General features: G+C 45.0%; 21 protein-coding genes. 18 read left to right on the top strand and 3 right to left on the bottom strand.

What is annotated here, in order from left to right; translation table 11 throughout:
• The first annotated feature begins 268 nt into the window (after window positions 1–268).
• From groES to CRO25_RS12905, 4 genes are all read left to right on the top strand, one after another.
• Window positions 269–550: a co-chaperone GroES gene (groES, locus tag CRO25_RS12890; protein ID WP_024630746.1), complete on the top strand. Its 282-nt coding sequence runs from the start codon at window positions 269–271 to the stop codon at window positions 548–550.
• A gap of 73 nt (window positions 551–623) precedes the next feature.
• Window positions 624–2,255: a chaperonin GroEL gene (gene groL / locus CRO25_RS12895; protein WP_079695247.1), complete on the top strand. Its 1,632-nt coding sequence runs from the start codon at window positions 624–626 to the stop codon at window positions 2,253–2,255.
• Between the two features lie 91 nt (window positions 2,256–2,346).
• Window positions 2,347–2,583, top strand: a complete 237-nt coding sequence (locus CRO25_RS12900) for a hypothetical protein (protein WP_079695248.1) — start codon at window positions 2,347–2,349, stop codon at window positions 2,581–2,583.
• A 199-nt stretch (window positions 2,584–2,782) separates the two neighbouring features.
• Window positions 2,783–3,835, top strand: a complete 1,053-nt coding sequence (locus CRO25_RS12905) for an NAD(P)/FAD-dependent oxidoreductase (protein WP_079695249.1) — start codon at window positions 2,783–2,785, stop codon at window positions 3,833–3,835.
• Window positions 3,836–3,955: 120 nt separating this feature from the next.
• Here the strand turns inward: CRO25_RS12905 and CRO25_RS12910 are convergent, their stop codons facing one another.
• The 3 genes from CRO25_RS12910 to CRO25_RS12920 form a co-directional block, all read right to left on the bottom strand.
• Window positions 3,956–4,528: a hypothetical protein gene (locus CRO25_RS12910; protein WP_143813187.1), complete on the bottom strand. Its 573-nt coding sequence runs from the start codon at window positions 4,526–4,528 to the stop codon at window positions 3,956–3,958.
• A gap of 372 nt (window positions 4,529–4,900) precedes the next feature.
• Complete coding sequence (locus tag CRO25_RS12915; protein ID WP_064640066.1) at window positions 4,901–5,164, bottom strand: DUF2642 domain-containing protein; 264 nt, start codon at window positions 5,162–5,164, stop codon at window positions 4,901–4,903.
• Window positions 5,165–5,373: 209 nt separating this feature from the next.
• Window positions 5,374–5,958 carry a TetR/AcrR family transcriptional regulator gene (locus tag CRO25_RS12920; RefSeq protein WP_079695251.1) on the bottom strand — a complete coding sequence of 195 codons (585 nt, stop codon included), beginning with the start codon at window positions 5,956–5,958 and terminating at the stop codon, window positions 5,374–5,376.
• Window positions 5,959–6,254: 296 nt separating this feature from the next.
• Here CRO25_RS12920 and CRO25_RS12925 point away from each other — a divergent pair, with 296 nt between their 5' ends.
• From CRO25_RS12925 to CRO25_RS12990, 14 genes are all read left to right on the top strand, one after another.
• Complete coding sequence (locus CRO25_RS12925) at window positions 6,255–7,319, top strand: LLM class flavin-dependent oxidoreductase (protein ID WP_079695252.1); 1,065 nt, start codon at window positions 6,255–6,257, stop codon at window positions 7,317–7,319.
• A gap of 28 nt (window positions 7,320–7,347) precedes the next feature.
• The gene (locus tag CRO25_RS12930; RefSeq protein ID WP_079695253.1) at window positions 7,348–8,316 is read left to right on the top strand and encodes an alpha/beta hydrolase; all 969 of its coding nucleotides are present in this window, start codon (window positions 7,348–7,350) and stop codon (window positions 8,314–8,316) included.
• Between the two features lie 197 nt (window positions 8,317–8,513).
• Window positions 8,514–9,449, top strand: coding sequence for a helix-turn-helix domain-containing protein (locus tag CRO25_RS12935; protein ID WP_373560308.1), 936 nt, complete (start codon window positions 8,514–8,516; stop codon window positions 9,447–9,449).
• Between the two features lie 26 nt (window positions 9,450–9,475).
• On the top strand, window positions 9,476–9,964 hold the full coding sequence (locus tag CRO25_RS12940; RefSeq protein WP_079695255.1) for a DinB family protein: 489 nt from the start codon (window positions 9,476–9,478) through the stop codon (window positions 9,962–9,964).
• Between the two features lie 176 nt (window positions 9,965–10,140).
• Entirely contained in the window at window positions 10,141–10,428 is a 288-nt protein-coding gene (locus tag CRO25_RS12945) for a hypothetical protein (RefSeq protein ID WP_079695256.1), read from the top strand.
• Between the two features lie 183 nt (window positions 10,429–10,611).
• Window positions 10,612–11,292: a hypothetical protein gene (locus tag CRO25_RS12950; protein ID WP_256863644.1), complete on the top strand. Its 681-nt coding sequence runs from the start codon at window positions 10,612–10,614 to the stop codon at window positions 11,290–11,292.
• Between the two features lie 121 nt (window positions 11,293–11,413).
• Window positions 11,414–11,935 (top strand): GNAT family N-acetyltransferase, encoded by a 522-nt coding sequence (locus CRO25_RS12955; RefSeq protein WP_079695258.1) that lies wholly within the window; start codon window positions 11,414–11,416, stop codon window positions 11,933–11,935.
• A gap of 397 nt (window positions 11,936–12,332) precedes the next feature.
• Entirely contained in the window at window positions 12,333–13,184 is an 852-nt protein-coding gene (rhaD, locus tag CRO25_RS12960) for a rhamnulose-1-phosphate aldolase (protein WP_079695259.1), read from the top strand.
• A gap of 284 nt (window positions 13,185–13,468) precedes the next feature.
• Window positions 13,469–15,286, top strand: coding sequence for an APC family permease (locus CRO25_RS12965; RefSeq protein ID WP_063564464.1), 1,818 nt, complete (start codon window positions 13,469–13,471; stop codon window positions 15,284–15,286).
• A gap of 402 nt (window positions 15,287–15,688) precedes the next feature.
• The gene (locus CRO25_RS12970; RefSeq protein ID WP_079695260.1) at window positions 15,689–16,651 is read left to right on the top strand and encodes a carbohydrate ABC transporter permease; all 963 of its coding nucleotides are present in this window, start codon (window positions 15,689–15,691) and stop codon (window positions 16,649–16,651) included.
• A complete protein-coding gene (locus CRO25_RS12975; RefSeq protein WP_064640050.1) occupies window positions 16,648–17,469 on the top strand; it encodes a carbohydrate ABC transporter permease in 822 nt (273 codons plus the stop codon). Before CRO25_RS12970 ends, CRO25_RS12975 begins: the two co-directional genes overlap by 4 nt.
• A 300-nt stretch (window positions 17,470–17,769) precedes the next feature.
• Window positions 17,770–19,143, top strand: a complete 1,374-nt coding sequence (locus CRO25_RS12980) for an ABC transporter substrate-binding protein (protein WP_063564461.1) — start codon at window positions 17,770–17,772, stop codon at window positions 19,141–19,143.
• 487 nt (window positions 19,144–19,630) lie between these two features.
• Window positions 19,631–25,186, top strand: a complete 5,556-nt coding sequence (locus CRO25_RS12985; RefSeq protein WP_079695261.1) for an S-layer homology domain-containing protein — start codon at window positions 19,631–19,633, stop codon at window positions 25,184–25,186.
• Window positions 25,187–25,341: 155 nt separating this feature from the next.
• Window positions 25,342–25,554, top strand: a complete 213-nt coding sequence (locus CRO25_RS12990) for an immunity 17 family protein (RefSeq protein WP_064640044.1) — start codon at window positions 25,342–25,344, stop codon at window positions 25,552–25,554.
• Window positions 25,555–25,594: the final 40 nt, after the last annotated feature.

Genomic DNA, 25,594 nt, shown 5'->3' on the forward strand with positions numbered 1-25,594 from the left:
TGAGAACGATGCAGGAGGACTTACGGATTCTGTGGAATAAGTTAATGAGGTATTATGGCATTTACGCAGGCCAATCGGGAGTTTTTTGGCTGGGTTGGTGTAAATACAACGTAAAATCTCGCAGGAATTCATGAAAAGGACTTGAAATCATGCTTCAAGTTGAAGTATCATAAAGTTGGTTGTTAGCACTGAACACTGTCGAGTGCTAATACATATGGCTACAACCTACAATGTAACGTTATATAATTTCAAAAGGAGGCTATTTTTCATGATCAGACCTTTAGGTGAACGCGTATTGGTAGAACCACTGGAGCAAGAGCAAACAACTTCTTTCGGGATCGTACTGCCGGACTCCGCTAAAGAAAAACCGCAAGAGGGTAAAATTATTGCTGTTGGCGCAGGAGTATTGAAAGACGGAGTACGTGTAGCTCTGGAAGTGAAAGAAGGAGATCGCGTTATTTTCTCCAAATATGCCGGTACAGAAATCAAGTTCGAAGGTAAAGAATATTTGATTATGAAAGAAAGCGATATTCACGCGATTCTCGACTAATTCAAATTTAATCGGTTAACCGAACCATATAGCAACACCATTTTACACAATATACTAGGGAGGTTTTCTTACCATGGCTAAAGACATTAAATTCAGTGAAGACGCTCGTCGTTCCATGCTTCGTGGTGTGGACGCATTGGCTAATGCAGTTAAAGTAACACTCGGTCCTAAAGGCCGTAACGTTGTTCTGGAGAAAAAATTCGGAAGCCCGCTCATCACGAATGACGGTGTAACGATTGCTAAAGAAATCGAACTGGAAGATGCATTCGAGAACATGGGTGCACAACTGGTTAAAGAAGTAGCAACCAAAACAAATGATGTTGCCGGTGACGGTACAACAACTGCAACTGTATTGGCTCAAGCGCTGATCACAGAAGGTTTGAAAAACGTAACTGCAGGCGCTAGCCCAATCGGTATCCGTAAAGGGATCGACAAAGCGGTTAAAGCTGCTGTAGCTGAACTGCAATCCATCTCCAAACCAGTTGAAACCAAACAATCCATCGCACAAGTTGCGGCGATCTCTGCAGCTGACGAAGAAGTAGGCGAACTGATCGCTGAAGCTATGGAAAAAGTGGGTAAAGACGGCGTTATCACTGTTGAAGAATCCCGTGGATTCGCTACAGAGCTGGAAGTGGTTGAAGGTATGCAATTCGACCGCGGTTACATCTCTCCATACATGATCACGGATACGGACAAAATGGAAGCTGTTTTGGACAACCCGTACATCCTGATCACAGACAAAAAAATCTCCAACACGCAAGAAATCTTGCCATTGCTGGAGAAAATCGTTCAACAAGGCAAACCGCTTGTATTGATCGCTGAAGATATCGAAGGCGAAGCACTGGCGATGCTGGTTGTGAACAAATTGCGTGGTACATTCAACGCTGTAGCTGTTAAAGCTCCTGGCTTTGGTGACCGTCGTAAAGCAATGCTGCAAGATATCGCTGCCCTCACTGGTGGCCAATTGATCACGGAAGAACTGGGTCTGGACCTGAAATCCGCTGTTGTGGAACAACTGGGTACAGCTCGTCAAATCCGTGTAACTAAAGAAAACACAATTATCGTTGACGGTGCTGGTAACAAATCCGATATCGATGCACGTGTAAGCCAAATCCGTACGCAACTGGAAGAAACAACTTCCGAGTTCGACAAAGAGAAACTGCAAGAGCGTCTGGCTAAATTGTCCGGCGGTGTAGCAGTAATCAAAGTCGGTGCGGCTACTGAAACAGAATTGAAAGAACGCAAACTGCGCATCGAAGATGCCCTGAACGCAACTCGCGCTGCGGTTGAAGAAGGTATCGTATCCGGTGGTGGTACAGCGCTCATGAACGTATACAACGCGGTTGCAGGCGTAGCCCTGTCCGGTGACGAGCAAACAGGCGTAAACATCGTCCTGCGCGCTTTGGAAGCACCAATCCGTACAATCGCAGCTAACGCTGGCGAAGAAGGTTCCGTAATCGTGGAACGTCTGAAAAAAGAACAAACTGGCGTAGGCTTCAACGCTGCGACTGGCGAGTGGGTTAATATGATCGAAGCGGGTATCGTTGACCCTGCGAAAGTAACACGTTATGCATTGCAAAACGCTGCTTCCGTAGCAGCAATGTTCCTGACTACTGAAGCGGTTATCGCTGACAAACCAGAACCTGCAGGCGCTGGTGGCGTTCCTGATATGGGCGGTATGGGTGGAATGGGCGGCATGATGTAATAAAGGTGTAAAAACCTTTTGTAATGCCGATAGATGAAGGCTCCCGAAAGGGAGCCTTTTTTCATTTACTAAGATCGAGGGAGGAAATCATTTGAGAAAGGGTACGAAGTGGACATTGTGGATTCTGGGCTTGATGCTCGCTGCAATTTTTATCAACTTCTATATGAATCTATATAGCCTTGCTTATGCGCTGATTACCGTGCTTTTACTTGTATTTATGGGGTGGGGGTTCTTAGCCAAGTTAAAGAACGACGTTCGACAGCATGAAGATCATCATAGAAGAGAGCATCAATCTGCGATCGATGACATCGATCAATACACCAGGTAAAACTAACCAGCATATCAGGAATAGCATTAAAGATACGTTACAAGCAAACTAGGATTAAATGAGTAAAGGCTCCCGTGAGGGAGTCTTTTTAATTTTGATTAGTATGATGATAGTCTCTACTATTGCTAAATAGACAGTAGTTAAGTAAAATAAACATATGAATAAGTGCTCATATATTAATGCATAAGCGATATTGGAGATGATACATATGTATGATGTATTAGTTATCGGGGCTGGGCAAGCAGGCTTGGCGGCAGGTTACTATCTTCAACAGTCGGGGTTAACCTTTTTAATCGTTGACGCTGTCTCATCTGTCGGGGAATCTTGGCGTAAACGGTACGACTCCTTGCGTCTTTTTACCCCACGAATGTATGACGGATTACCCGGAATGCCTCCTAGTGGAAATAAAAATAGCCTGCCAAGCAAAGATGAAATTGCAGATTATTTTGAAAACTATGCTAAACAAATGGAGCTTCCAATAAAGTTGAACTGTTCAATCTCTCGTCTCTCGAAACAAGATGAGATGTTCTATGCTGAAACCAATGATGGAATGATAGAAGCGCGCAATATTATCGTTGCGACGGGACCTTTCCAGACCAAGAATGTTCCTCATTTTGCGAAATTATTATCCGAGAATGTAATTCAACTTCATTCATCAGAGTATAAAAACCGCTCTCAATTGCTTCCTGGAACAACAGTAGTCGTAGGTGGAGGGAATTCAGGCGCCCAAATTGCTGTAGAGTTAGCATCAGATGATAGACAAACCGTATACATATCCATAGCTCGAAATATAACATTTAGACCTTTGCATATCATGAAACGAAGTATATTCTGGTATTTCGAAAAGCTCGGAGTATTACGTGCAAGTGCAGATCGTATGGTCGGAAAATGGTTACGAAATCAGCCTGAGTACGTATATGGCTATGAGTTAAAAGAGTTGATCACTAAAGGGAAAGTTAACAAGCGTCCACGTGCTATGAATGCAATAGATAACCGCATCCTATATGAGGATGGGAGTGAGGCACCAATAGACAATATTATCTGGGCTACTGGGTTTAAACGAAATGATGGTTGGATTGATATCGCTACTGCTTTTGATTCCCAAGGTGAAATTTTACACGAGAGAGGAGTATCACCGGTTGCTGGACTGTATTTTGTAGGGCTGCCTTGGCAAACATCCCGAGGTTCAGCACTGTTGGGATGGGTTAAATACGATGCTCAGAGAATCGTTAATCATGTGATTCAAAGGTAAGACACATCATTGAGTAACTCTCGCATTGTGGAGGTGTTCATTATTACTGAACTATCCAAACAGTACATATCACACGTTAGGCCGTTCCTTCATGGAGCGGCCTCTTTACACATTGGGGTCTTATTTCGCAACAGTTATTTCAAAAGTAGATTGATCATGGTCCTGTACGCTGAAGCGATATTCAAATCCATTTCGAACCGTCGCTTCATCAAAATTACTCTGACTTACATCGCGATCCAATATACCGATATCCTGAATCACGTTTTGCGCATCATTATATGTGTACTCATTGTTGGTTGTCAGAATAAGTGTAGCGATAGCCGTCAAAAAGATTCCACCCGTTGGTTCGCTGACATCACCAGTCCCGTAAAACCTGACTTCCTGCACTTTTTGATCTGAATTTAATGTACCAACCAATCGTAATTTATCATTGAATACATACTCGAAAGCTCCAGTGCCCTGCTCTGAAGAGTCTTTCATATTCAAGCGGGTAATACTCAAACCATTTAGTCGGTATTTGCCCACGGCGCCATTAAACTTGTTTTTGAATTCCTCCGTTGTCATATGGAAGCCAGAGGCATTCGTTTGAGTTAGAGGTGCGTGATCTTCCTCTGTTGTAACAGCGCCAGATTCTTGTTTCTCCGTGTGTTCTGTCCCCGATGATTGCGGAGTATTTGAAGGTAAAGCCAACATGCCATACATTCCTATCGAAGCAATTGCAAAACATGCCGCCGTTAGCAAAACATGCTTTATCGGTATCCGGTTATGTTTTCGTATGGATAAGACCATCAAAACAATAAATACGAAGAAAGCCATAAAGCCTAGGATGAATAGTATTGTAAACAGATATTGCAAATTCTCACCTCGTAATGCATCGTTATTTCGTACTCTCATTATAATGTTCCTTCGAGAAACTTTAAACCTGTACTCGTCTCTTTAAAAAATATGAACAGTGGAGCGAGCAGACTTAAAAGATGACCCCTGTGCAGCACAGGAATCATCTCTTAAGTTTGGTCTAATTCTCCATTTTAAGAGGAGTTTGGTCCGTTAGCCCTCAATCAGTATTTAGTCAGGCATAATCCAGACGATTTCGGCAATACGCACGAAGAATTTTCTGTTTCTTTCCTCCAGAACAACATGGTCATGTTTAACAGCGACCACACATCCATCCAGTCTGCCGCGAGTCGTTTCCAGGATAACCACTTTTCCAACCAGGGACATCAGACTTTCGACTACGCAATGATCCACTGGATGAACGACAATGTTATGGGGCATATGGGGCACATAATGTGAGTTAGCCATTGGATGCATCATTTGATAATTATTCAAGAAAAAACCTCCCAAATCATTTATACGGCATCCTATGCGATTGCCCACGCGAACGACTGGGCGTTTGACCAAAGTATATACTTTTGGAAAATCCGAATGAGGTATTATGTTGGTCAGCCAATCGCAGAGGGTCAAGTTTACAGTGAAATGAATGAAGCACTGCCGGCGTTTTAGCCAGCAGTGCTATTTTTTCTTATCATCACTTGGACTTAATCCAGCAAGGAAAGTGTGACTCGAATCGAGTTTTCTATAAATGAACGATTGGGACGGGACTTCATGAAAACGGTCAGTCCAATTAGGGATACAATAAGTGCTTGCGCGACAGCCTTAGCGTCCAGGGAGGGGTTAAGTTCCCCTGATCGCATTCCCCGCTCGATATTTTCCTGAAAGATGACCGACAGGTACATCTGATGTTCCCGGGTGAGAATTTCAAATTTCTCATCATGGGGTGCAAGCTCAACCATCGTATTGATGCAAAAGCATCCACGACTGAGTCGCTCTGCGTTGTATTCTTCGTCCACGATTTCTGCAAAAAAAGTACGGAAAGCCTCTTTTACCGATGCAATACCCGCCAATCTGGTTCGCATCTCTGCGGCACGCGCCATCGTGTATTTCCGTAGCGAAGTTTCGAACAGTTCTCTTTTATCTCCAAAAGTGGAATATATACTGGGTCTTTGGATGCCCATCCTCGAAGTCAGATCGCTTAATGAAGTGGCCTCATATCCTTTTTCCCAAAAAAGCTGCATCGCAGCATCCAGTACCTTCTCTTCGTCAAATTCGCGAGTTCTCGCCATAATAAATACTCCTTGTTACTTATATTTTCTCAAGTATAGATATTTCGTATTGGATCGTGTTTTGATAATTATATTTCGTACTCATCAGTATGATATATAATATATAACTCTCAATAATTTGTCAAACCAACGTCTTTTTGATGATGTATTTAAGAAATGAGATACATATTTAATCAAAATAAATAGATTGACATTAAGCGAAACAGTGAGATATATTAACTACCTAAATAACATACCGATCGGTAATTTATTTTACGAGTAGTGATAGTCCAATTTTGAATAAGGAGAAATCAGTTATGGAAATAGGAATTACTTCGTTTGTGGAGACAACACCCGATCTTCGGACAGGTGAGGTCATAAGTCACGCACAGCGATTGCGTGAAGTGGTGGAAGAAATCGTTCTTGCCGATCAGGTGGGGTTGGATGTATTTGGCGTAGGAGAACATCATCGTAAAGATTATGCGGCTTCTTCCCCTGCGATGGTGCTGTCCGCAGCTGCATCCCTGACCAAGCGTATTCGGCTGACTAGTGCAGTAACGGTACTTTCGTCCGCTGACCCGGTACGTGTGTTTCAGGATTTTGCCACACTGGATGGCATTTCGAATGGACGTGCGGAGATTATGGCAGGGCGGGGTTCCTTTACCGAATCATTCCCTTTGTTTGGATATGAGCTAGGTGAGTATGATGAGCTGTACGATGAACATCTGGAACTGCTGCTTAACCTGCAAAAGTCCGAAATAGTCAACTGGCGAGGTGGGCACAGACCTGCAATACATAATCTGGGCGTATATCCACGGCCTGTGCAGAGCCCTTTGCCCATATGGATTGGCAGCGGGGGCAATCAGGAATCGGTGGTGCGTGCAGGATTACTGGGGCTTCCGTTGACGTTGGCTATTATTGGCGGGAGCCCGGAACGGAATTTTGGCCCCCTTGTACAGTTGTACAAGCAGGCAGCGGCACATGCCGGACATGACGCTTCGAAGCTTACTGTGGGATCGCATTCGCTGGGATTTGTGGCTGAAGATACAGAGCTGGCGGCTGATCTGTTCTTTCCTTCTACCCAGGCGGGCATGAACAAAATTGGCAAGGAACGCGGATGGGGACATTACAGTCGTGCCAGCTTTGATGCCGCGCGCAGCCCTGACGGTGCTTTGTATGTAGGTGATCCAGAGACGGTTGCCCGGAAGATTGTTCATCTACGCAAGAATGTGGGCATTACACGTTTCATGATGTACGTACCAATTGCCACGATGCCACATGATCAGGTGATGAGAGCAATCGAATTACTTGGAACTGAGGTAGCACCTCGAGTGCGGACAGAGTTGGCTAAGTGGGAAGCTGAGATTGGACAAAAAGCATAGAGAAGATACGCTGAAGGAGGAATTATATATGAGTTTTGTAGATCGGGTGGTACCTGAATTAAGAGATACACTAGCACAGTTTCCGGGCTTTAATTTGAAGGGGGCATTGCAGGTTAGCCGGGCGATGCTCATGAATCCACCGATTGAGAAGTCGGATGACGTACGCACAACAAAGAGAATTATTGCTGGGGCAGCAGGAGACATGCTGGTCAAAATATATGAACCGGCTGAGCGTACTGGAGATAAATTGCCAGCGATGTTGTGGATTCATGGAGGAGGTTATGTGCTGGGACATCCGGATATGGATGATGCATTATGTGAACGCTTTGTACAAGCGGCTCATTGCGTAGTTGTATCGGTTGATTATCGCCTGGCCCCTGAGCATCCTTATCCTGCTGGCCTTCATGATTGCTATGCAGGTCTGGTATGGATGACGGACGAAACGGAGTCGCTTGGCATTGATCTTAGCCGGGTCGCAATTGCAGGAGCAAGCGGAGGTGGAGGACTGACTGCAGCACTTGCACAAATGGTCCGCGATAAAGGTGGGCCGAGCCTGATCTTCCAAATGCCGCTGTACCCGATGCTGGACGATCGGAATATTTCGGCTTCGAGCCACGAAATTACGGAACAAAATGCCACATGGAATCGGACGAATAACCTGGAGGCATGGAGTATGTACCTTGGAGGAGAGATGGAGGGATTGGGGGAGAACGAAGAACACCACATGCCTTCTTACGCTGTCCCAGCAAGAACTGAAAATCTGGCAGGGCTACCCCCAATGTATACGTGTATTGGCCAGCTTGATCTGTTTCGAGATGAGACAATCGACTATGTGACACGCCTTGCGGCAGCGGGAGTGGATGTCGAAATGCACCTGTATCCCGGTGCTTATCACTGCTTCGAAGTATTTGTGCCTGATGCGGAAGTTAGCCAGCGGGCTAGTCAGGATTATATCCGTGCCATGGCTAGAGCGCTTAATCCTTCATGGGAGCAATAAATGTCTCCGGAGTTGTCCATAAAAATTGATGTTCTTTTCATCTTCATTTCAGATTCCGTTAAGGTAACAGGGGTAAGATAAGTCTTGTAAACCCCTTCTCGTGTTAAATAGATGTGTGACTAGCCCCGTCGGATCGTCCGGCGGGGTACTTTTTTTCTTCATTTCATCGGTTGATGGTATGATAGATAAATACATAAATGCTAGTAACGGAGGGATGGTTCGTGGACCGCAGCCTGCATCCGCTGTTCAGACCCATTCAGATGAATGGGACAGATCGGAACACGTATTATATTGAACAAATACCTTCTATTTCCCTAATGGCTCATGTAGCCTGTTATTGGGAATCCGGTTCTATTCCGCACACAGGAGAGCAAGATCAGGAACCTATATCAGTGCCCGCTAGGGTATTGCCGGATGGCTGCACGGACATGCTGATTACATACGACTCAGTCCGTTCGGCTCATTCCTATGTATACTGTGGTAATTATACGCATCCATTTGCTGTGCCCGAGGCATTCGATGTAAGTCCTTCCGCAGATTACACATTTGGCGTACGTTTTTTTCCGGGTGGGGCGTACGTCTTTCATGGTTTGCCATTGGAAGGATTTACGGACATGCGAATTCCGCTTGAGGAATGTTGGCCAGTCAGGTTGAATGAGCTTCAGGAGCGGATAGCTGGAACAAGAATCTTTGAAGAACGGGTGCAGGTAATGAATGCCTATCTGAGTCCACTATCCGTGCAAACCAATACATACGAGAATGATTTGATGAAAAACGCGCTGCATCGCATCTTTATCGATGGGGGACGTATGAGCGTCAGTGAGCTGGCAATGCGAGAAGTTGTCAGTGAACGCCAGCTGCATCGGAAGTTTGCAGAATGGATCGGAATCAGTCCGAAGCGATTCAGTGAGGTGGTTCGTTTTCATCGTGTCCTGGGCAGTATTCATCAGGGGCATACGGCGGATGGGGTAGCGCTGGCCCTGAATCATGGTTTTTTTGACCAAGCCCACTTGATTCGTCAATTCCGCAAGTTTTATGGGGAAACCCCGCTGACCGCTGCCAAGGAACATCAACAAAGGTTGTCCGATTTGTACAATAAGTCGGTTGCCCCTTCAGATATACTGAGATCGTGAGAATAATAGTAAAGGAGATATCATATATGAATGGAACATTGCAAATTCGGGATCATCTGCTCAATGAATTGGAGACAGGAGTACGTACGGGGGCGAGTCTGATCCGCCTAATCCGTCCAGAGGATTGGGCATACCGCCCGCAGGACAATATGCGTTCACTGGTGGAACTGGTCCATCATTTTATTCAGATCACAGCATCGGACCTTGCCATTATGCAGGAGAAGAGCGAAGCTGAGGTTGGTGTGGTAGAGAATAGCCTGTCAGGGATCGAGGATATTGAAAAACTGGAGGCGATACTTTGGGGCAATTTAAAAGCCTACAAAGCTTATATTGTATCGCTGAGCGAAGAAGATCTGTTGAACCGCTCAACCAAAGCCTTCTATATGGAGCACGGTCATTTGCAGGCTCAATGGCAAATTGAAACGCTAACTCACGTATTCCATCACCGTTCACAGTTGTATAATTACCTCAAACAGCAGGGGCATGAGTTGAACTTTTTCATGCTGTATGCTTAAAAATCTTAGAATATGAGTTTTGTGTAATTAGCTCCGCCTAATGACTGGCGGGGCTTTTTTGTGTCTAGTATTCTAGCGTCTCTATTAAAATGGACGTTATCACACGGTCATTTTACCGTTACATTAATAGATTCCAAACATAGAATACTGTATCAAAGCAAAAGGAGGTGATTTCCATGGCCATCCTTTTACCGCAACAATTTTATGCCTTAGATGCAAGCGTGGGTAAATCGTATTATGAAAACCTCGCTGGAGGCACGAATGCCAGCATCACGGTAAACAATTTTGGTACTGCCCCGGTAGACCTGGTTGTAACTCGTGTTAACGCTCCAGTAATCACGTATTTGATCCCTGCTGGCAACAGCCTTACGTTGTCTGTTGATTTGCTGCTCGTAGCTGCTTTGTTGACTACTCCGTCAGGTGCTTCAACAGGCACAATTCAAATCGCAACATCTGATTTCTAATGAATGTAGCGTGCTTTGTGAACCTCTGTCGGACATGTTGTCGGCAGAGGTTTTTCTTTTTTTATGGATGCATCTGGGGTGGAAGTGATATTATACTAGGGTCTTTATAAATTTAAGTAGTTGTTATAGGAATGATTGATATTCTTATATCAAAACGAAAGGGAGATTGTAATTTTGAAAAAGATGTTGTTGTACGTTTTGGGATTAACCTTGTGTTTATCATTGTTCATGTCTCCGCACGATTCAGATGCAGCCTCTTCAATGAGCACCTTGGAGCTTGGAAATGGAGTAACTTATTACGGTGAAACCAAGAATGGCAAGCCTCATGGCTATGGAACGATGACCTGGGGAAAGAGCAAGACTTATAAGGGAAACTGGGTAGCAGGTAAACGTTCGGGGTATGGTGTCTACAAAGCAGTGACGAGTGATGAGGACCGTGTTACAGACCTCAAGTATGATGGCTTTTGGAAGAATGACAAAAAGGATGGAAAGGGTGAACTGGAGATTAGAGAAATATCCTACGAAGCAACTATGCTTGAAAATCGTATTCAGAAAGGGAATTTTGCTAAGGATCAGTGGATTTCAGGATATGATGTTCGACATGGAGAATACGACCCTCCTTATTACTTTGCGTACAAAGATTCAAATTTAAGTCTTAAAATAATGGGCGGTGCAGAAAATATTTTAGATGGGCTGAAGGACGGTTATTTCTTCTCATTTACATATAAAAAAGGAAAAGTATACAAAGATGTAGGTGTTGGAGATGAATTCAGTCAGAAACTGTTTAGATCTTTTATCAAAAGTGTAGAAAAAGAGATTAAGCCTCATATCAATCAGTTTGAGAAACTGGCTCAGAAATTATAGCTATTAATCTTAGTAATATAACGGGTACAATCAAATTTTTGTTTACATAGGATACTATTTGAGTAATTTATATTAGGAACATCGTGAAGACTGATGTTGTGAAACAGGAGGGTATTGGACGATGAACAGACCAACGTTTCTTGAAACCGAGCGGCTTGTTTTCTCGAACTGGAATGAAGAAGATCGTGCTCTGGCTTCGGCTCTATGGGGAGATCATGAGGTATCAAAGTGGATTAGCAGCAAGGGATTTCTGAGCGAGGATGAAGTGGAAGCGCGATTTACGCAGGAAATAAAAAGGCAAGAAGAGGTGGGAGTGCAATACTGGCCAATCTTTGAGAAAGATTCGGAAGTGTTTGTTGGTTGCTGCGGCTTTCGCCCATATTCTCCAGAAGAAGAGATATATGAATTGGGATTTCATCTTACCCGGGATCATTGGGGCAAGGGCTACGCCATGGAGGCGGCACGAGCGGTGATTGACTATGCATTTGGAGAACTGAAGGCTAAAGCGTTGTTTGCTGGGCATCATCCGGATAATGAAGTGTCACGTCACATGCTGTCCAAGCTGGGCTTTGAGTATGTACGGGATGAGCGGTATGAACCGACAGGGCTGATGCACCCGTCTTATTTGCTGAAAAAGAAATAAAAATGTTCTACATTCAGGGCAGCACAACGAAACGTCTTTAAATATATAGCTTAAATGGATGAATAGTAGCGATGACCTCCATTTTTTGCTAAAGGGGTTTTCATCGTTTTTTTATTTCATTTTCAGCTTCTATTAAGGTAGCAGAGGTAAGATAATTCTTGTAAACCCCTTCTCGTGTTAGATAGATGTGTGACTGACCTCGCCGGACGCCGGTGAGGTATTTTTTTGCTTATTTTTATAAATATACACAAAACAAAGATAAACAAAAATAAATAAAGCAAATAACGCTGTGAATCATTGACTAATAAAAGCAAACAAAGGTATAATGAATGTGAAAAAAGGAACTTACTATGTACGTGATGGGCATTCTATTTTTTATCATGAGGAGAGAATGATGATGAACGTGACCCTTACCAATGAAACAACGCAGGCTGCAGGCTTCCATATCCCATTTGTTCGTGAGATGGCGGAGATTACTCAACATATGTGGAAAAACGGGTGGGATGAACGCAATGGTGGCAATGTCAGCTATCTGCTGGGGGAAGAGGAAGTTGCCAAATATATCGATATCAACCTTGTGATCCGCAAGATCAAACCAGCATTTTCGATGCATGAGCTGGCAGGCAAGTATTTTATTGTGACTGCTTCGGGCAAATATTTCAAAAATGTACTGGCTGATCCGGAGAGCAATCTGGGGTTGCTACGAGTATCGAATGATGGACAGGAGCTGGAAGTGCTGTGGGGGCTAAAGTCGGGAGCGAACCCAACGAGTGAATTGCCTACGCATTTTATGAGTCATATCGAACGTCTGAAAGTCGACTCGAAACACCGGGTTGTGATGCACAACCATGCGACCAATGTGCTGGCGATGACCTTTATACATGAGTTGGATGAAATGAAATTTACAAAGACGCTGTGGCAGATGTGTACGGAATGCGTTGTCGTATTTCCTGACGGTGTTGGTATTATTCCGTGGATGGTGCCTGGATCGAATGAAATTGGACGGGAAACGGCTGAGAAAATGAAGGAATACCATGCGGTCATTTGGCCGCAGCATGGGATTTTTGGAACAGGTACAACGATTGATGAAGCCTTTGGCCTCATTGAGACTATTGAGAAAGCGGCTCAGGTGTATATGCTGGTTGCAGGTCATGAGATCAGACAGAGAATTACGGATGAGCAGCTAGCTACATTGGCCCAAGCTTTCGGTGTCACTCCACGTCCTGGTATATTGGGCATAGAAGTTTGACGGATCGAAATCGTATAAAAGAAAGAGCTACAACACAGCCTAATATGAATGGTCTTTGGTTTATTAAACCGAAGGCCATTTCCTTTTTTTCGGCGAACAAACGCCATTTTGGTTCAAAAACGTTCAAAAAACTGATAAAGCGCGGCTTTGTTATCGATTATTGAATCGTAGAATGCATTATCACACGCTGGCGAAATTCGGGTGAAATGACGTATTGTCAATGGCTCGGCGATTTTGCATAATAACAATGCTTCACAGATGAAAGACGGAAGGAAGTTATGATCATGCTTGGCAAAATGAAGAGAATCTTAATAGGCAAGCCAATGAAATCGGCTGAATTGGATGCAGAAAAATTGGGGAAATGGAAGGCACTTGCCATCCTATCCTCCGATGCACTATCGTCCGTTGCCTACGGTACGGAGCAGATCTTACTGGTGCTCGTTGCGGCCGGATTCGCCGCCTTGTGGTACTCTGTTCCAATCTCCATCGCCGTGTTGGGATTACTCGTCATTTTAATTTTTTCCTACCGCCAGACGATTTTTGCTTATCCAACAGGAGGCGGCGCGTATATCGTAGCCAAGGATAATCTCGGCACGGCTCCGAGCTTGATTGCCGGAGGATCTTTGCTGGTCGATTATATTCTGACTGTTGCGGTAAGTTCGTCCGCAGGGACCGATGCGATTACATCTGCCTTTCCAATGCTTCATGATTACAGCATCGTCATTGCACTGATCATGATTGTATTTCTGACTATTATGAATTTGCGAGGGGTGACGGAATCAGCTTCCGTATTGGCGATCCCCATATATCTGTTTATCTTTTCGATTGCGATTCTGATTATCTCCGGAGGTATCAAATTTCTGGCTGGTGGCATGGAAGCTGCGGCCCCAGAATTCGGAACGAGTATGTCTCATGTGAGTCTGTTTCTGCTGCTGAAGGCATTCAGCTCGGGTTGTTCGGCCTTGACCGGGGTTGAGGCGGTGAGTAACGCCATTCCGAACTTCAAGCAGCCTGCGGAGAAAAATGCAGCAGGAACCTTGATGCTTATGGGATGTATTCTGGGAGCCATGTTTATCGGGATTACGTTACTTGCTTATGGTTACGGGGTGAAGCCTGATCCGAAAGCCACAGTCATTTCCCAGATTGCCGAAGCGACATTTGGCAGGGGTACGATGTATTTTATTATTCAGGGTGTAACGGCCTTGATTCTGTTCCTGGCAGCGAATACGGCCTATTCTGCTTTCCCGCTGCTGTCATTCATGATGGCAAAGGATAAATATATGCCACATATGTTTATGGTTAGAGGAGACCGCCTTGGCTTCTCGAACGGTATTATTTTTCTCAGTGTGATGTCTGCCTTACTGGTTGTCGGATTCAAAGGGAATACAGAAAGCCTGATTCCGCTCTACGCTGTGGGCGTGTTCATTCCATTTACCCTGTCACAGCTGGGCATGATGATTCGCTGGATCAAAGTCAAACCATCCGGATGGGGTGTGAAGCTGCTCGTCAATACGATTGGTATGCTGACCACGCTGTCGATTACATTGATTTTTATTTTCACCAAGTTCACACAAACATGGGTTATCTTTATTTTCCTGCCACTCGTCGTTTATGTGTTCATGCGCATTCACCGTCATTACTGCAACATTGCGGATGAATTGCGGATAGATATTAAGCTGGAGAAACCGGTAAGAAAGGGCAATACCATCGTTATTCCGGTGGCTGGCATTACGAGGGTGGTCATGAATACAATCTCTTACGCCCAGACGATGTCAGATCATGTGGTTGCCTTGTATATCGGGTTCGATGATGAAGCCATCCGCAAGATGGAGCAGAAGTGGGAAGAGTGGAACCCTGGCGTTCGCCTGGTTGTAATTAAATCAAGATACCGCAGTATTATGGGACCGCTCAAGAAGTTCATTGATACCGTGGAATGGAAAACGGCCGAGACGGACCATATCACGATTCTAATTCCACAGTTCATCACCAAGCATTGGTGGCAAAATGTACTGCACAACCAGACCAGCTTCATGATCCGTGCATATCTGATCAATTACAAAGACGTGATTGTCACGACTGTGCCGTATCATCTCAATCGTTAAAAGGCTTCGTCTACACTGGCCAATGGCATGAAAAGAGTATGTCATATGCTTATATGCCATCCATTTTCTTTGGGAGTCTCTACCGGAAATTTTGCGTTAACATTAAATATCCAGTTTTCTGTTAAATTGATTGAGTTGATATCTAATCGTTGTTCATCTTCCCTTAACACACAAAACCGCACGAACCTTCCCGAATCAAGGGAGTTCTTGCGGTTTTTTTGCTGTTTGCTGAGCTTGTTTTGAAGTCTATTTAACGTCCCTTGTTTGGTAAAGTCGCTTGTCCACGATTAACGCTGCGTTGATTCAGAACGGATGCTGCTGTGACAGTTGGCTTTTACACTAGATAATGTGGGTGATGAAGTTCACACACCGAATGCGTAGATCAAGGGGGAAGAAAATCCGATGAGTGAGCTTGACAACCGGATCGGCTTGCCTGCTGCCAGACGGCGCGTATCCAGTACAAGTCAGCGCCGGACAGCTTCGCTGCGTGTGCAGCGAATGCGGGAGAATATGCTGGCCTATGGTTTCCTGGCACCATCGCTGCTTTTATTTGCAGTGTTTCTGTTTTATCCGATGTTCAAGTCGGTGTACCTGAGTCTGCATTCCACTGACCCTACCGGACAGATTGCAGCTTATGTGGGACTGGACAATTTCAAGGCGGTATTCCAGTCCGGACTGTTCCTGCAAGGCATGAAAGTGACATTGCTATTTGTCCTGTTTACCGTGCCAACCGGCATGCTAGCAGCTCTGATTCTAGCGGCATTAACACACAACCGTTTCAAGGGAATGCGTATATTCCAGTTTGTATTCTCTCTGCCCGTGGTATTGTCTGTCGGTTCATCGGCGGTCATCTGGAAGTTTTTGTTCCATCCGACCTTGGGCATGCTGAATTATTTATTAGGAAAAGTTGGGATCGATCCAATTCCCTGGCTGACCAGCCCGGATTGGGCTTTAATATCGATCTCCATTATGACGATTTGGATGAATCTCGGATTCAATTACATTATTCTATCCAGCGGATTACAGGGCATCCCGGATGAAATTTATGAGAGCGCGAAGATTGATGGCGCAGGTCCTTTGCTTACTTTTCGCAAAATCTCGATGCCACTGCTGTCGCCAACCCTGTTTTTCGTCACAGTTGTATCGATCATTGGTGCGTTCCAATCATTTGGTCAAATCAACATTCTAACCCGTGGTGGCCCGATGGACAGCACCAATGTATTCGTATATTCCATCTATCAGGAAGCCTTTGTTAATTTCCGCTTTGGGACGGGCAGTGCGCAGGCGCTTATCCTGTTCGCGGTCATTATGCTGCTGACCCTGATTCAGTTCAAATGGGTGGAAAGGAAAGTGCATTACCAATGAGGACACCATGGACCAAAACATTGCTGTATGTGTTGCTTACAATCTGTGCGGCACTTGTACTGTATCCGGTGCTGTACACCTTTTTCATGGCGGTCATGACGCCGGAGGATGCCAGTGCGTATCCGCCTCATATCATCCCGCAATCGATAGACCTGTCCAATTTCACGGAAGTATTCGATATCGTTCCGATTGGTTCGTTTATCGGCAATACATTCCTGGTGGCAGGACTGACGATGCTTGGTCAGCTTGTTACAGCGAGTATGGCGGCCTATGCATTCGCGAAAATGGAGTTTAAAGGCAAGAACGTCATCTTTAGCATGTTTGTGGCGACGATGATGATTCCTTGGGAAGTCACCATGATCCCGAACTATCTGACGGTGCGCAGTTGGGGCTGGCTCGATACGTATCAGGGACTGACCATTCCGTTCCTGGCAACAGCGTTCGGTACATTCCTGCTGAGACAATTCTTCATGCAGCTGCCCAAGGAACTGTTTGAAGCAGCGAAGATCGATGGCTGTGGGCATATCCGGTATTTTGTGTCCCATGTCCTGCCATTGTCTCGCCCGGCACTTGGAACATTGGCAATCTATTCGTTCCTGAGCATGTACAACTCCTATCTGTGGCCGCTGCTCGTCACAAATACTCCAGAGATGAGAACGGTACAGATCGGGATCTCGATGCTGGAGTTCCAGGAATCCACAGCATGGAATCTGGTGTTTGCCGGCACAGCGCTTGTTATTTTACCGTCGCTGCTGCTTCTGGTCTTCGGCTTGAAACAGCTTGTCCGCGGTATGGCAGCAGGTGCCCTGAAGGGTTGATTAAGTTAAAAGTGTATGGATTTAACGGGTTAGTGGTTTGGATACCCAGGAGCGAATAAACAAGGCTCACTCTTGAAATAAGATGTTGAGAAGATATACCACGGTAGTAGTGAAGGGAACGAAATCGATTCTGTAGAAGCGAAGCGTTCGCCTTTATCCCCGGATTTTCCCCTTTGAAGGGAATTGAATAAAATCCGGGGATAACAGCGATCGAAAGAACGATTCGGACCCGTAACGGCCACTCCGTGTTATCTCCAAGGTTTTATTTTGAAGTGAGCCCCAAAAAAAAGGAGAGCGATTATGATCGGGTTTCGTTTGAAAAAAAGAGGAACATTTGCATTGATGTTGGCTGCACTTATGCTGGTATTGTCCGCTTGTGGCGGAAAAACCGAAACAACAAGCACAACGGGCGGAGCGCAGGCAGATGCTGCAGCTGCTGAACCGGTACAACTGACGTGGTGGCATTCGATGTCGGGTGCAGGGGAGAAAGCCATTAATCAACTCGCTTCCGATTTCAACGCAAGTCACCCGGACATTCAGGTGAAGGCAATCTATCAAGGGAAATATGATGAGAGCCTGAACAAACTCAAAGCTTCCATGGGATCGGACAGTGGTCCGGATATTATCCAGGTGTACGAGATCGGCAGCAAGTTCATGATCGATTCGGGCATGATTACGCCGGTACAGCAATTTATCGATAAAGATAAGTTCGATCTGTCCCAATTGGAGCCCAATATCATCCGTTATTACACCATCGATGGCAAATTAAATGCGATGCCGTTCAACACATCGAACCCGATTCTGTATTACAACAAAGATATGTTCAAAGCTGCTGGTTTGGACCCGGAGAACCCGCCTAAGACATATGAAGAGTTTGAGCAAGCAGCTAAAGCACTGGCGAAAGACGGTAAACCAGGTGCATCCATGGCCATCTATGGCTGGTTTATGGAACAGTTCTTTGCGAACCAGAATGCAGATTATGTAAACAATGGTAACGGAAGAACCGGTGCAGCGACTGAATCCATGCTGAACTCTGAAGCTGGTGTGAAGACTTTGACATGGTGGAAAAAGATGATGGACGAGAAAACCGTCTCTAATCTGGGACGCAGCACTGACGATACGACCGCTGCGTTTACCGCACAGCAAATCGGTATGACGCTGGATTCCACCGCTGGATTGCGCAAAATTGTAGAGGGTGCTGGTGGCAAGTTTGAGCTGGGAACAGGCTTCCTGCCACGTCCAGCAGATGCCAAAGAAGGCGGCGTCGTTGTTGGTGGCGCAAGCTTGTATATTATGAACAACAAATCCGAAGCTCAACAGCAAGCCGCTTGGGAGTTTATCAAGTACCTGGCTACACCTAAGGTACAAGCTAACTGGAGTGTTGCGACAGGATACTTCCCTATTACGACAGCAGCCTACGATGAGCAAGTATTAAAGGATAATATGGCGAAGTACCCGCAATTCCAGACAGCAGTCGACCAATTGCACGCTTCCGCTGATTCGACAGCAACATCCGGGGCTGTAATGGGTGTATTCCCCGAAGCCCGTCAAATTGTCGAAGGAGCGATCGAGACAGTTCTGAATGGACAAGGTACACCGCAAGACGTATTGGATGCAGCAGCGAAGCAAATTACAGACAAGATTGGGCAGTATAACAGCACGGTGAAGAAGTAACTTATTTCTTGAAATAGGACAAACTTTAGGCTGGATATAGCAAAGTTGAAATGTATGGCTTAACTTAGGATTTCATAACGAGTGAGACGTATGCGATGGTCAACCCTGACTGTCGCATCGTTTTGCTGTGAAAATATCTTGAACAAAATTGCTTTAAGGCGAATTGGCTATAGGGATATCTAGCAATATATGTCGAATACAGAGATCCACATCTTTATTATGTCAGTTTAAGTTACTCAATATAGGTTTTTATACACAGAAATTCACTATAAAAGTAATAAATCTGACATATAAAAGCTGTGAAGTAGTACTTTTTTACCTATTTTTATTTTTTGTCATCAATTTTGTGATGTTTGTGTTCTATTTTATATCATTAAAAAAGAATATTGTTTACACGTAATAGAAGTTCAGTTATCTTATATTTGAACTAATGTACAAGCTTCATGAACAAATGATTATGAATTTAAAACATGGAGGTAGGTAAAAGATGCATGTTCTGCAAATGAAGAGGTGGCTCAGGTTGTTCCTGGCCATGGTCCTGCTCATCACGGGTGCCATTCCAGCCGGATTGTTCAGCAGTAAGGCAGCCGCGGCGGATGAGCCGTTAACGGTTGCTCAGGCGATAGCTCGCAACAATGATGGACTACCGGGGACAGTAGAAGGATACGTTATCGGGTACTTTAACAATAATTCTAAAAACCAACTTCAAACCGAAGCTCCGTTTAGTGGAGGAAGTAATTTCGGACTTGCCGATACTCCAGGGGAAAGGGATTTAAGCAAGATTATGTCTGTTCAAATTCCCAGTGATACCTCCGTACGTGACATATTTGGATTAAATAAAAATCCCGAGCTGTTTGGTAAAAAAGTCAGGATAACCAATGGAACGTTAGCTTCCTATCTTTCTCTTCCTGGCCTCAAATACATTGACTCCTCTTCAACAACCTTCCAACTGATCGATGAGACTCCAGTAACTAAAGTGGCAAACGTCACAGCTAATCCTACTTCCGGCGCTGTTCCAACAGGGACCCAGGTGGCCTTGGAAACAACCACAGTCGGTGCAACTGTATACTACAAACAGAATACGGATGTTGATTATCTTCCCTACACCGTGCCCATCACGGTAAATGATGCAACTCACATTGAAACCTACGCAGCCAAAGAGGGGATCGACAATAGTGATGTTATCAGTTTTGACTACACCATCATCGACAACAGCCCTATTTCCATCTCTGATGCAAGAAAAGCAATTGAAAATACGACCGTTACCGTTCAAGGCATTGTAACTTACAGCGAATTATCCGGAAGTGTATCCAATCTGTATATTCAGGCTAACGATGCCGGGATCGTTGTGCGCGGTAATGCTTCTGGTGTGGAAGTGGGAGACCGAATTGAAGTCTACGGCCCAATTACGATCTACAACGGCCTTATCCAGGTTGAAGCAAGCAAATCGGGATTTCAGGGTGGATATATTCGGACTGTCGAAAAGTCACAGGATCTACCTTCACCTGTACCACTCAATTCTTCCCATTTTGCTTCTGGCGCGGGGGGGAGTAAGGGTTCTGGAGGGCAGTATGAAGGGATGCTTGTCGAAGTAAACAATATTCAAGTGACAAAAAGCAACACGCCCACTTACACGGCGACAGATGAACATGGCGGTGAAATGCTGATTTATGCCAAAAACAGCCCGTCTGCTCTCTCCGTTGGCAAATCTTATCATAAAGTGACAGGAGTCTTGACGTACCATTCCACTTACGGTCTGGAGTTGATTCCTCGAACGGCGTCGGATATTCTGGAGGATTTGCTCTCCGTAACAGCGAGCACACCTTCCGGTGGTATTGTAAAAGGAACGGAAGTTACGTTGTCTTCCCCTTATGTAGGTGCCCAAATTTTCTATACACTGGACGGTTCTGAACCAACTGTGAATTCAACGGAATACACACAGCCTATTACGATTAATCAAGATCAAATCATTAAAGCTGTTGCCACTGCTGATAGCAGAGTAAGCACCATTTTTTCTTTTGAGTATACTGCGGTGGATCGACTTGATGGTGTACGTATTCACGAAATTCAGGAGGCAGGCCATTATTCCATCTATGATGGATTGAATGTACAGAATGTAGATGGGATTGTTACATCTCTAGTTAACGCAGATTCATTCTATATGCAATCCATTCCTGGTCAGGAAGATGGAGATCCGGCAACTTCTGAGGGGATTTTAATCTATAAGAAAGATCATGGAATGAAAGTCAAGGACCAGGTAAAGGTTGCCGGCAAGGTGAAAGAGTATGCAGCAAGCGCAACAGACTTGCCAACCACTGAAATTGTAGCTTCTGAGATTAGGTTGGAACAACCCAATGTTGAATTGCCACAACCCGTAATCATTGGAAAAGGTGGTCGCGTAATACCGAATGTCATTGATTCGGATGGATTGAGCGAATTCAACCCGGACGTGGATGCCATTGATTTCTATGAAAGTCTGGAAGGCATGCGTATTCAGTTAGATAATGCTACTATTCTTGGACCTTATTCCTACAATCCTGGATTAGCAGTGACGGTAGACAACGAACTTAATAATCCATTGCAGACCCCGGCAGGAGGACTAATCTTACGTAGAGATGGAGCTGGAGAGTTTGAAAGTTCTCTAAATCCTCAACGCTTATTCATTAATAAAAAACCTTCTCAAGCTGTGACCACGGGTGATAAATTTGCAGGCCCAATTAATGGTGTGATTTCTTATTCGAGTGGTAATTATAAGGTCACCTTGGAAGGCGATTTACCTCTGATTACATCCAGTGGTTTGAAACAGGCAACAACCTCAATTGAATCACAACAAGACAAGTTGACTATTGCTACATTCAACGTAGAGAACTTCAGTAAAAAAGATGCAGCACGTGGAAACAAAATCGGTAAAATTATCGTTAACAATCTAAAAAGCCCTGATATTATAGGGATCATGGAAGTTCAGGATAACGACGGCGCAACAGATAGCGGAAACACAGTTGCGAGTGAGAGCTTCAAAACGCTTCTGGATGCAATTAAAAGCAATAATGGACCAAGTTATCAGTATACCGATATTGCACCGCTAAATAACATGGATGGTGGAGCAACCGGAGGCAACATTCGTGTAGGGTTCCTGTACAATCCGAATCGAGTATCCTTAAAAGCAGGTACCAAGGGTGAGGCAAAAACAGCACTGTCCCTTGATGCAAGTGGAAACCTGTCGCTGAATCCAGGGCGAATTAAACCGGATAATGTTGCATTTGAAGCGTCAAGAAAACCGCTTGCTGCGGAATTTGAATTTAACGGTGAACGTGTGGTCGTTATCGCTAACCATTTCAATTCCAAGGGTGGAGATTTAGCCCCATTTGGTAATGTCCAGCCTGCAACCCGCAGCAGTGAAGTGCGGCGTGCGCAGCAAGCAACGATTGTCAATGATTTTGTAACTGAATTAATTAACAAAGACCCTGACGTAAATGTCGCTGTACTTGGAGACTTCAATGACTTCCAGTTCTCCAAGACGCTGAACATTGTTGCAGGAGACAAGCTGGACAATCTGGTAAACAAACTGCCAGAGAACAAGCGATACTCCTACATCTATGACGGAAACTCTCAGACACTGGATCACATTCTGGTGAGCAAAAATCTGTCCGAAACAGCGGCTATCGAAGCGGTTCATGTGAATGCTGACTTCGAAGATTCCCATGGTCGGGTCAGTGACCATGATCCGTTGCTCGCGCAGCTGAGCATTGGAAGCACGGCAGAAGAGGGCGACTTCAACCTGCGTGTATTGCATACCAATGATACGCACGCGCATTTGGATAACATCCCGCGCCGCGTAACAGCTATTAAAGAAACACGCAATGATAACACCCTGGTGCTGGATGCAGGGGACGTATTCTCGGGTACATTGTACTTTAACCTCTTTAACGGTCTGGCGGATCTGGAGTTCATGAACATGATCGGATACGATGCGATGACCTTCGGAAACCATGAGTTTGATAAAGGCCCAAGCGTACTTAAGAAATTTATTGAAAAAGCAGAATTCCCATTTGTGAGTGCCAATATTGACTATACGAAGGATGCGAGTTTGGGTGGCTTGTACAACAGTACCATCGGAAATCCAGGTGAGAATTCCCAAATCTATCCGGCCATTATCACGGAAGTAAACGGCGAGAAAGTCGGAATCTTTGGTTTGACGACACCGGATACCGTATCCCTGTCATCACCGGGAGATGATCTGAAGTTTAAGGATTACAAAGCAAGTGCGCAGGCGACAGTGAACATGCTGCAAGATGAAGGTATTAACAAAATCATCGCACTGACGCATCTGGGTTACTCGGAAGACCTGAAACTAGCAGAAGCGGTAGAAGGCATCGACATCGCAGTGGGTGGTCATTCACACACAATTCTGAACAAACCGGTGGTTGTAGATACACACACCGATCCGACGCTGGTCGTACAGACAGGAGAATATGACGTTTCCCTGGGTCAACTGGATGTAACGTTCAACGAAGCAGGTGTACTGAAAACATGGAACGGCAAATTGCTGAACCTGGATGCGAAGGATGCCACCGGTAAGTATGTTTACGAAGATGATAAGGAAGCAGCCAAGAAATTAGAAAGCTATGCGAAACCTCTGGCTGAGTTCAAAAAAGAAGTTATCGGTAAAACAAATGTATTCCTGGACGGAGAACGCGGCAGTGTGCGCAAGCAGGAAACCAATCTCGGTAACATGGTAGCAGACGGCATGCTTGAGAAAGTGAAATCTATTGTGAAGGAAAACAATGTTAAAGGATATGTCGCCATCCAAAATGGTGGAGGCATTAGGGAATCGTTCAAGGAGGGGGACATCACCCTGGAACAATTGCTGAAAATGATGCCAAATGGAAACAACCTGTCTGCGCTAAAAATGACAGGTAAGGAAATTACGGCTGCGCTGGAAAATGGCGTGAGTGGTGTAGAAACAGGCGAAGGGCGCTTCCCGCAAGTTTCAGGCATGCGTTTCTACTATGATTCCACGAAGCCGGGCGAGAAAGTTGACGCTATAACCAATACGGTGACCCAAGTCGGTCAACGCGTGCTCAAAGTACAGATTAAGAATGCCAATGGCACGTACACAGACATCGATCCAAACGCATACTACATCGTAGCGACGAACTCGTTTATGGCTAACGGTGGAGACTTCTATCGGTCCATGAGAGCGGCGAAGGATGACAACCGGTACTATGAACTGAACTTGGTCGATTATGAAGTCTTCCATGAACATCTGGACCGTGTAGGTACGGTAAATCAGACAACGGAAGGACGCAGTACCGATCTGAAGGGAGCTCCACTTCCGGGGGATGGCAACGGAAGCAATCCGGGCAGTGGTAATAGTGGTGGAGGTACAACGACACCAACCACACCTGTAACACCAACAGATCCAACAACTCCGACCACGCCTACAACACCTTCCGTTCCGGGGAATGGGAATGGAGGAGGTACTACACCAACCAATCCGGGTATGATTTTGAAAGATATCGGCAATCACTGGGCAGCAGTTGCCATTGAGCAAGCCATTTCCCGGGGAATTGTGAATGGATATCAGGACGGTAATTTCCGTCCAAATGGACCGGCAACACGCGCCGAATTCATTGTAATGCTGGCAAGAGCATTTGAACTTCCAGCCAGCAGCAAGGCGTTGACGTTTAAGGATGCTTCCAAAATTCCAGCATGGGCACAATCCTTTATTGCTCAAGCTGTAGAACAAGGGATCATTAGTGGCTATACGGATGAGACGTTCCGTGCATCCGGCAAAGTATCCCGTGTAGAGATGACGGTTATGCTCGTAAGAGCGCTCGGACTTCCAGTTAAATCGAATGCCACACTAACCTTTGCAGATGCAAATAAAGTACCTGCATGGGCCGTACCTTATATCGCAGCTGCATATGATGCAGGACTGGTGAAAGGTACAGGCAAGAACATGTTTAATCCACTCGTTGAAGCAACTCGTGCTGAAGTTGTAACCCTGTTGATGTCAGCGAGTGAGTTTCAGGCGAAGTAATAAGACTAGTCAATCTTCCTATGAAAAGGAAGCCAATACTCTAATGAGAACAGCTTGCAGACCTTCATCTGCAAGCTGTTTTTTACTAATTAATGACTGTTCATTTTTACCAGAGGAAGGTATAGTAGACAGGATTATATTGAAGGAGTGTTGAAATGCAAGATCAACCGGTTTTAATCGCACTATTGGCTATTGCCGCAGGGATTTTCAGTTTGTTGGGTGGAATCAATAATTGGGATTGGTTTATGAAGAGTTTTAGAGCAGGTCTCTTTGTGAAAACCATTGGACGTCAGGGTGCAAGAGTGGTGTATGGGATTTTTGGTATTGTGCTGATTACCATTGGCGTATTATTGTTGCTGATTGGGTAAGCGTAGAAAAAGAAAAGAAATTTGTAGAGTCTGAATACAT

This window comes from Paenibacillus sp. RU5M (assembly GCF_900221055.1).
Taxonomy (GTDB): Bacteria; Bacillota; Bacilli; order Paenibacillales; family Paenibacillaceae; genus Paenibacillus; species Paenibacillus marchantiae.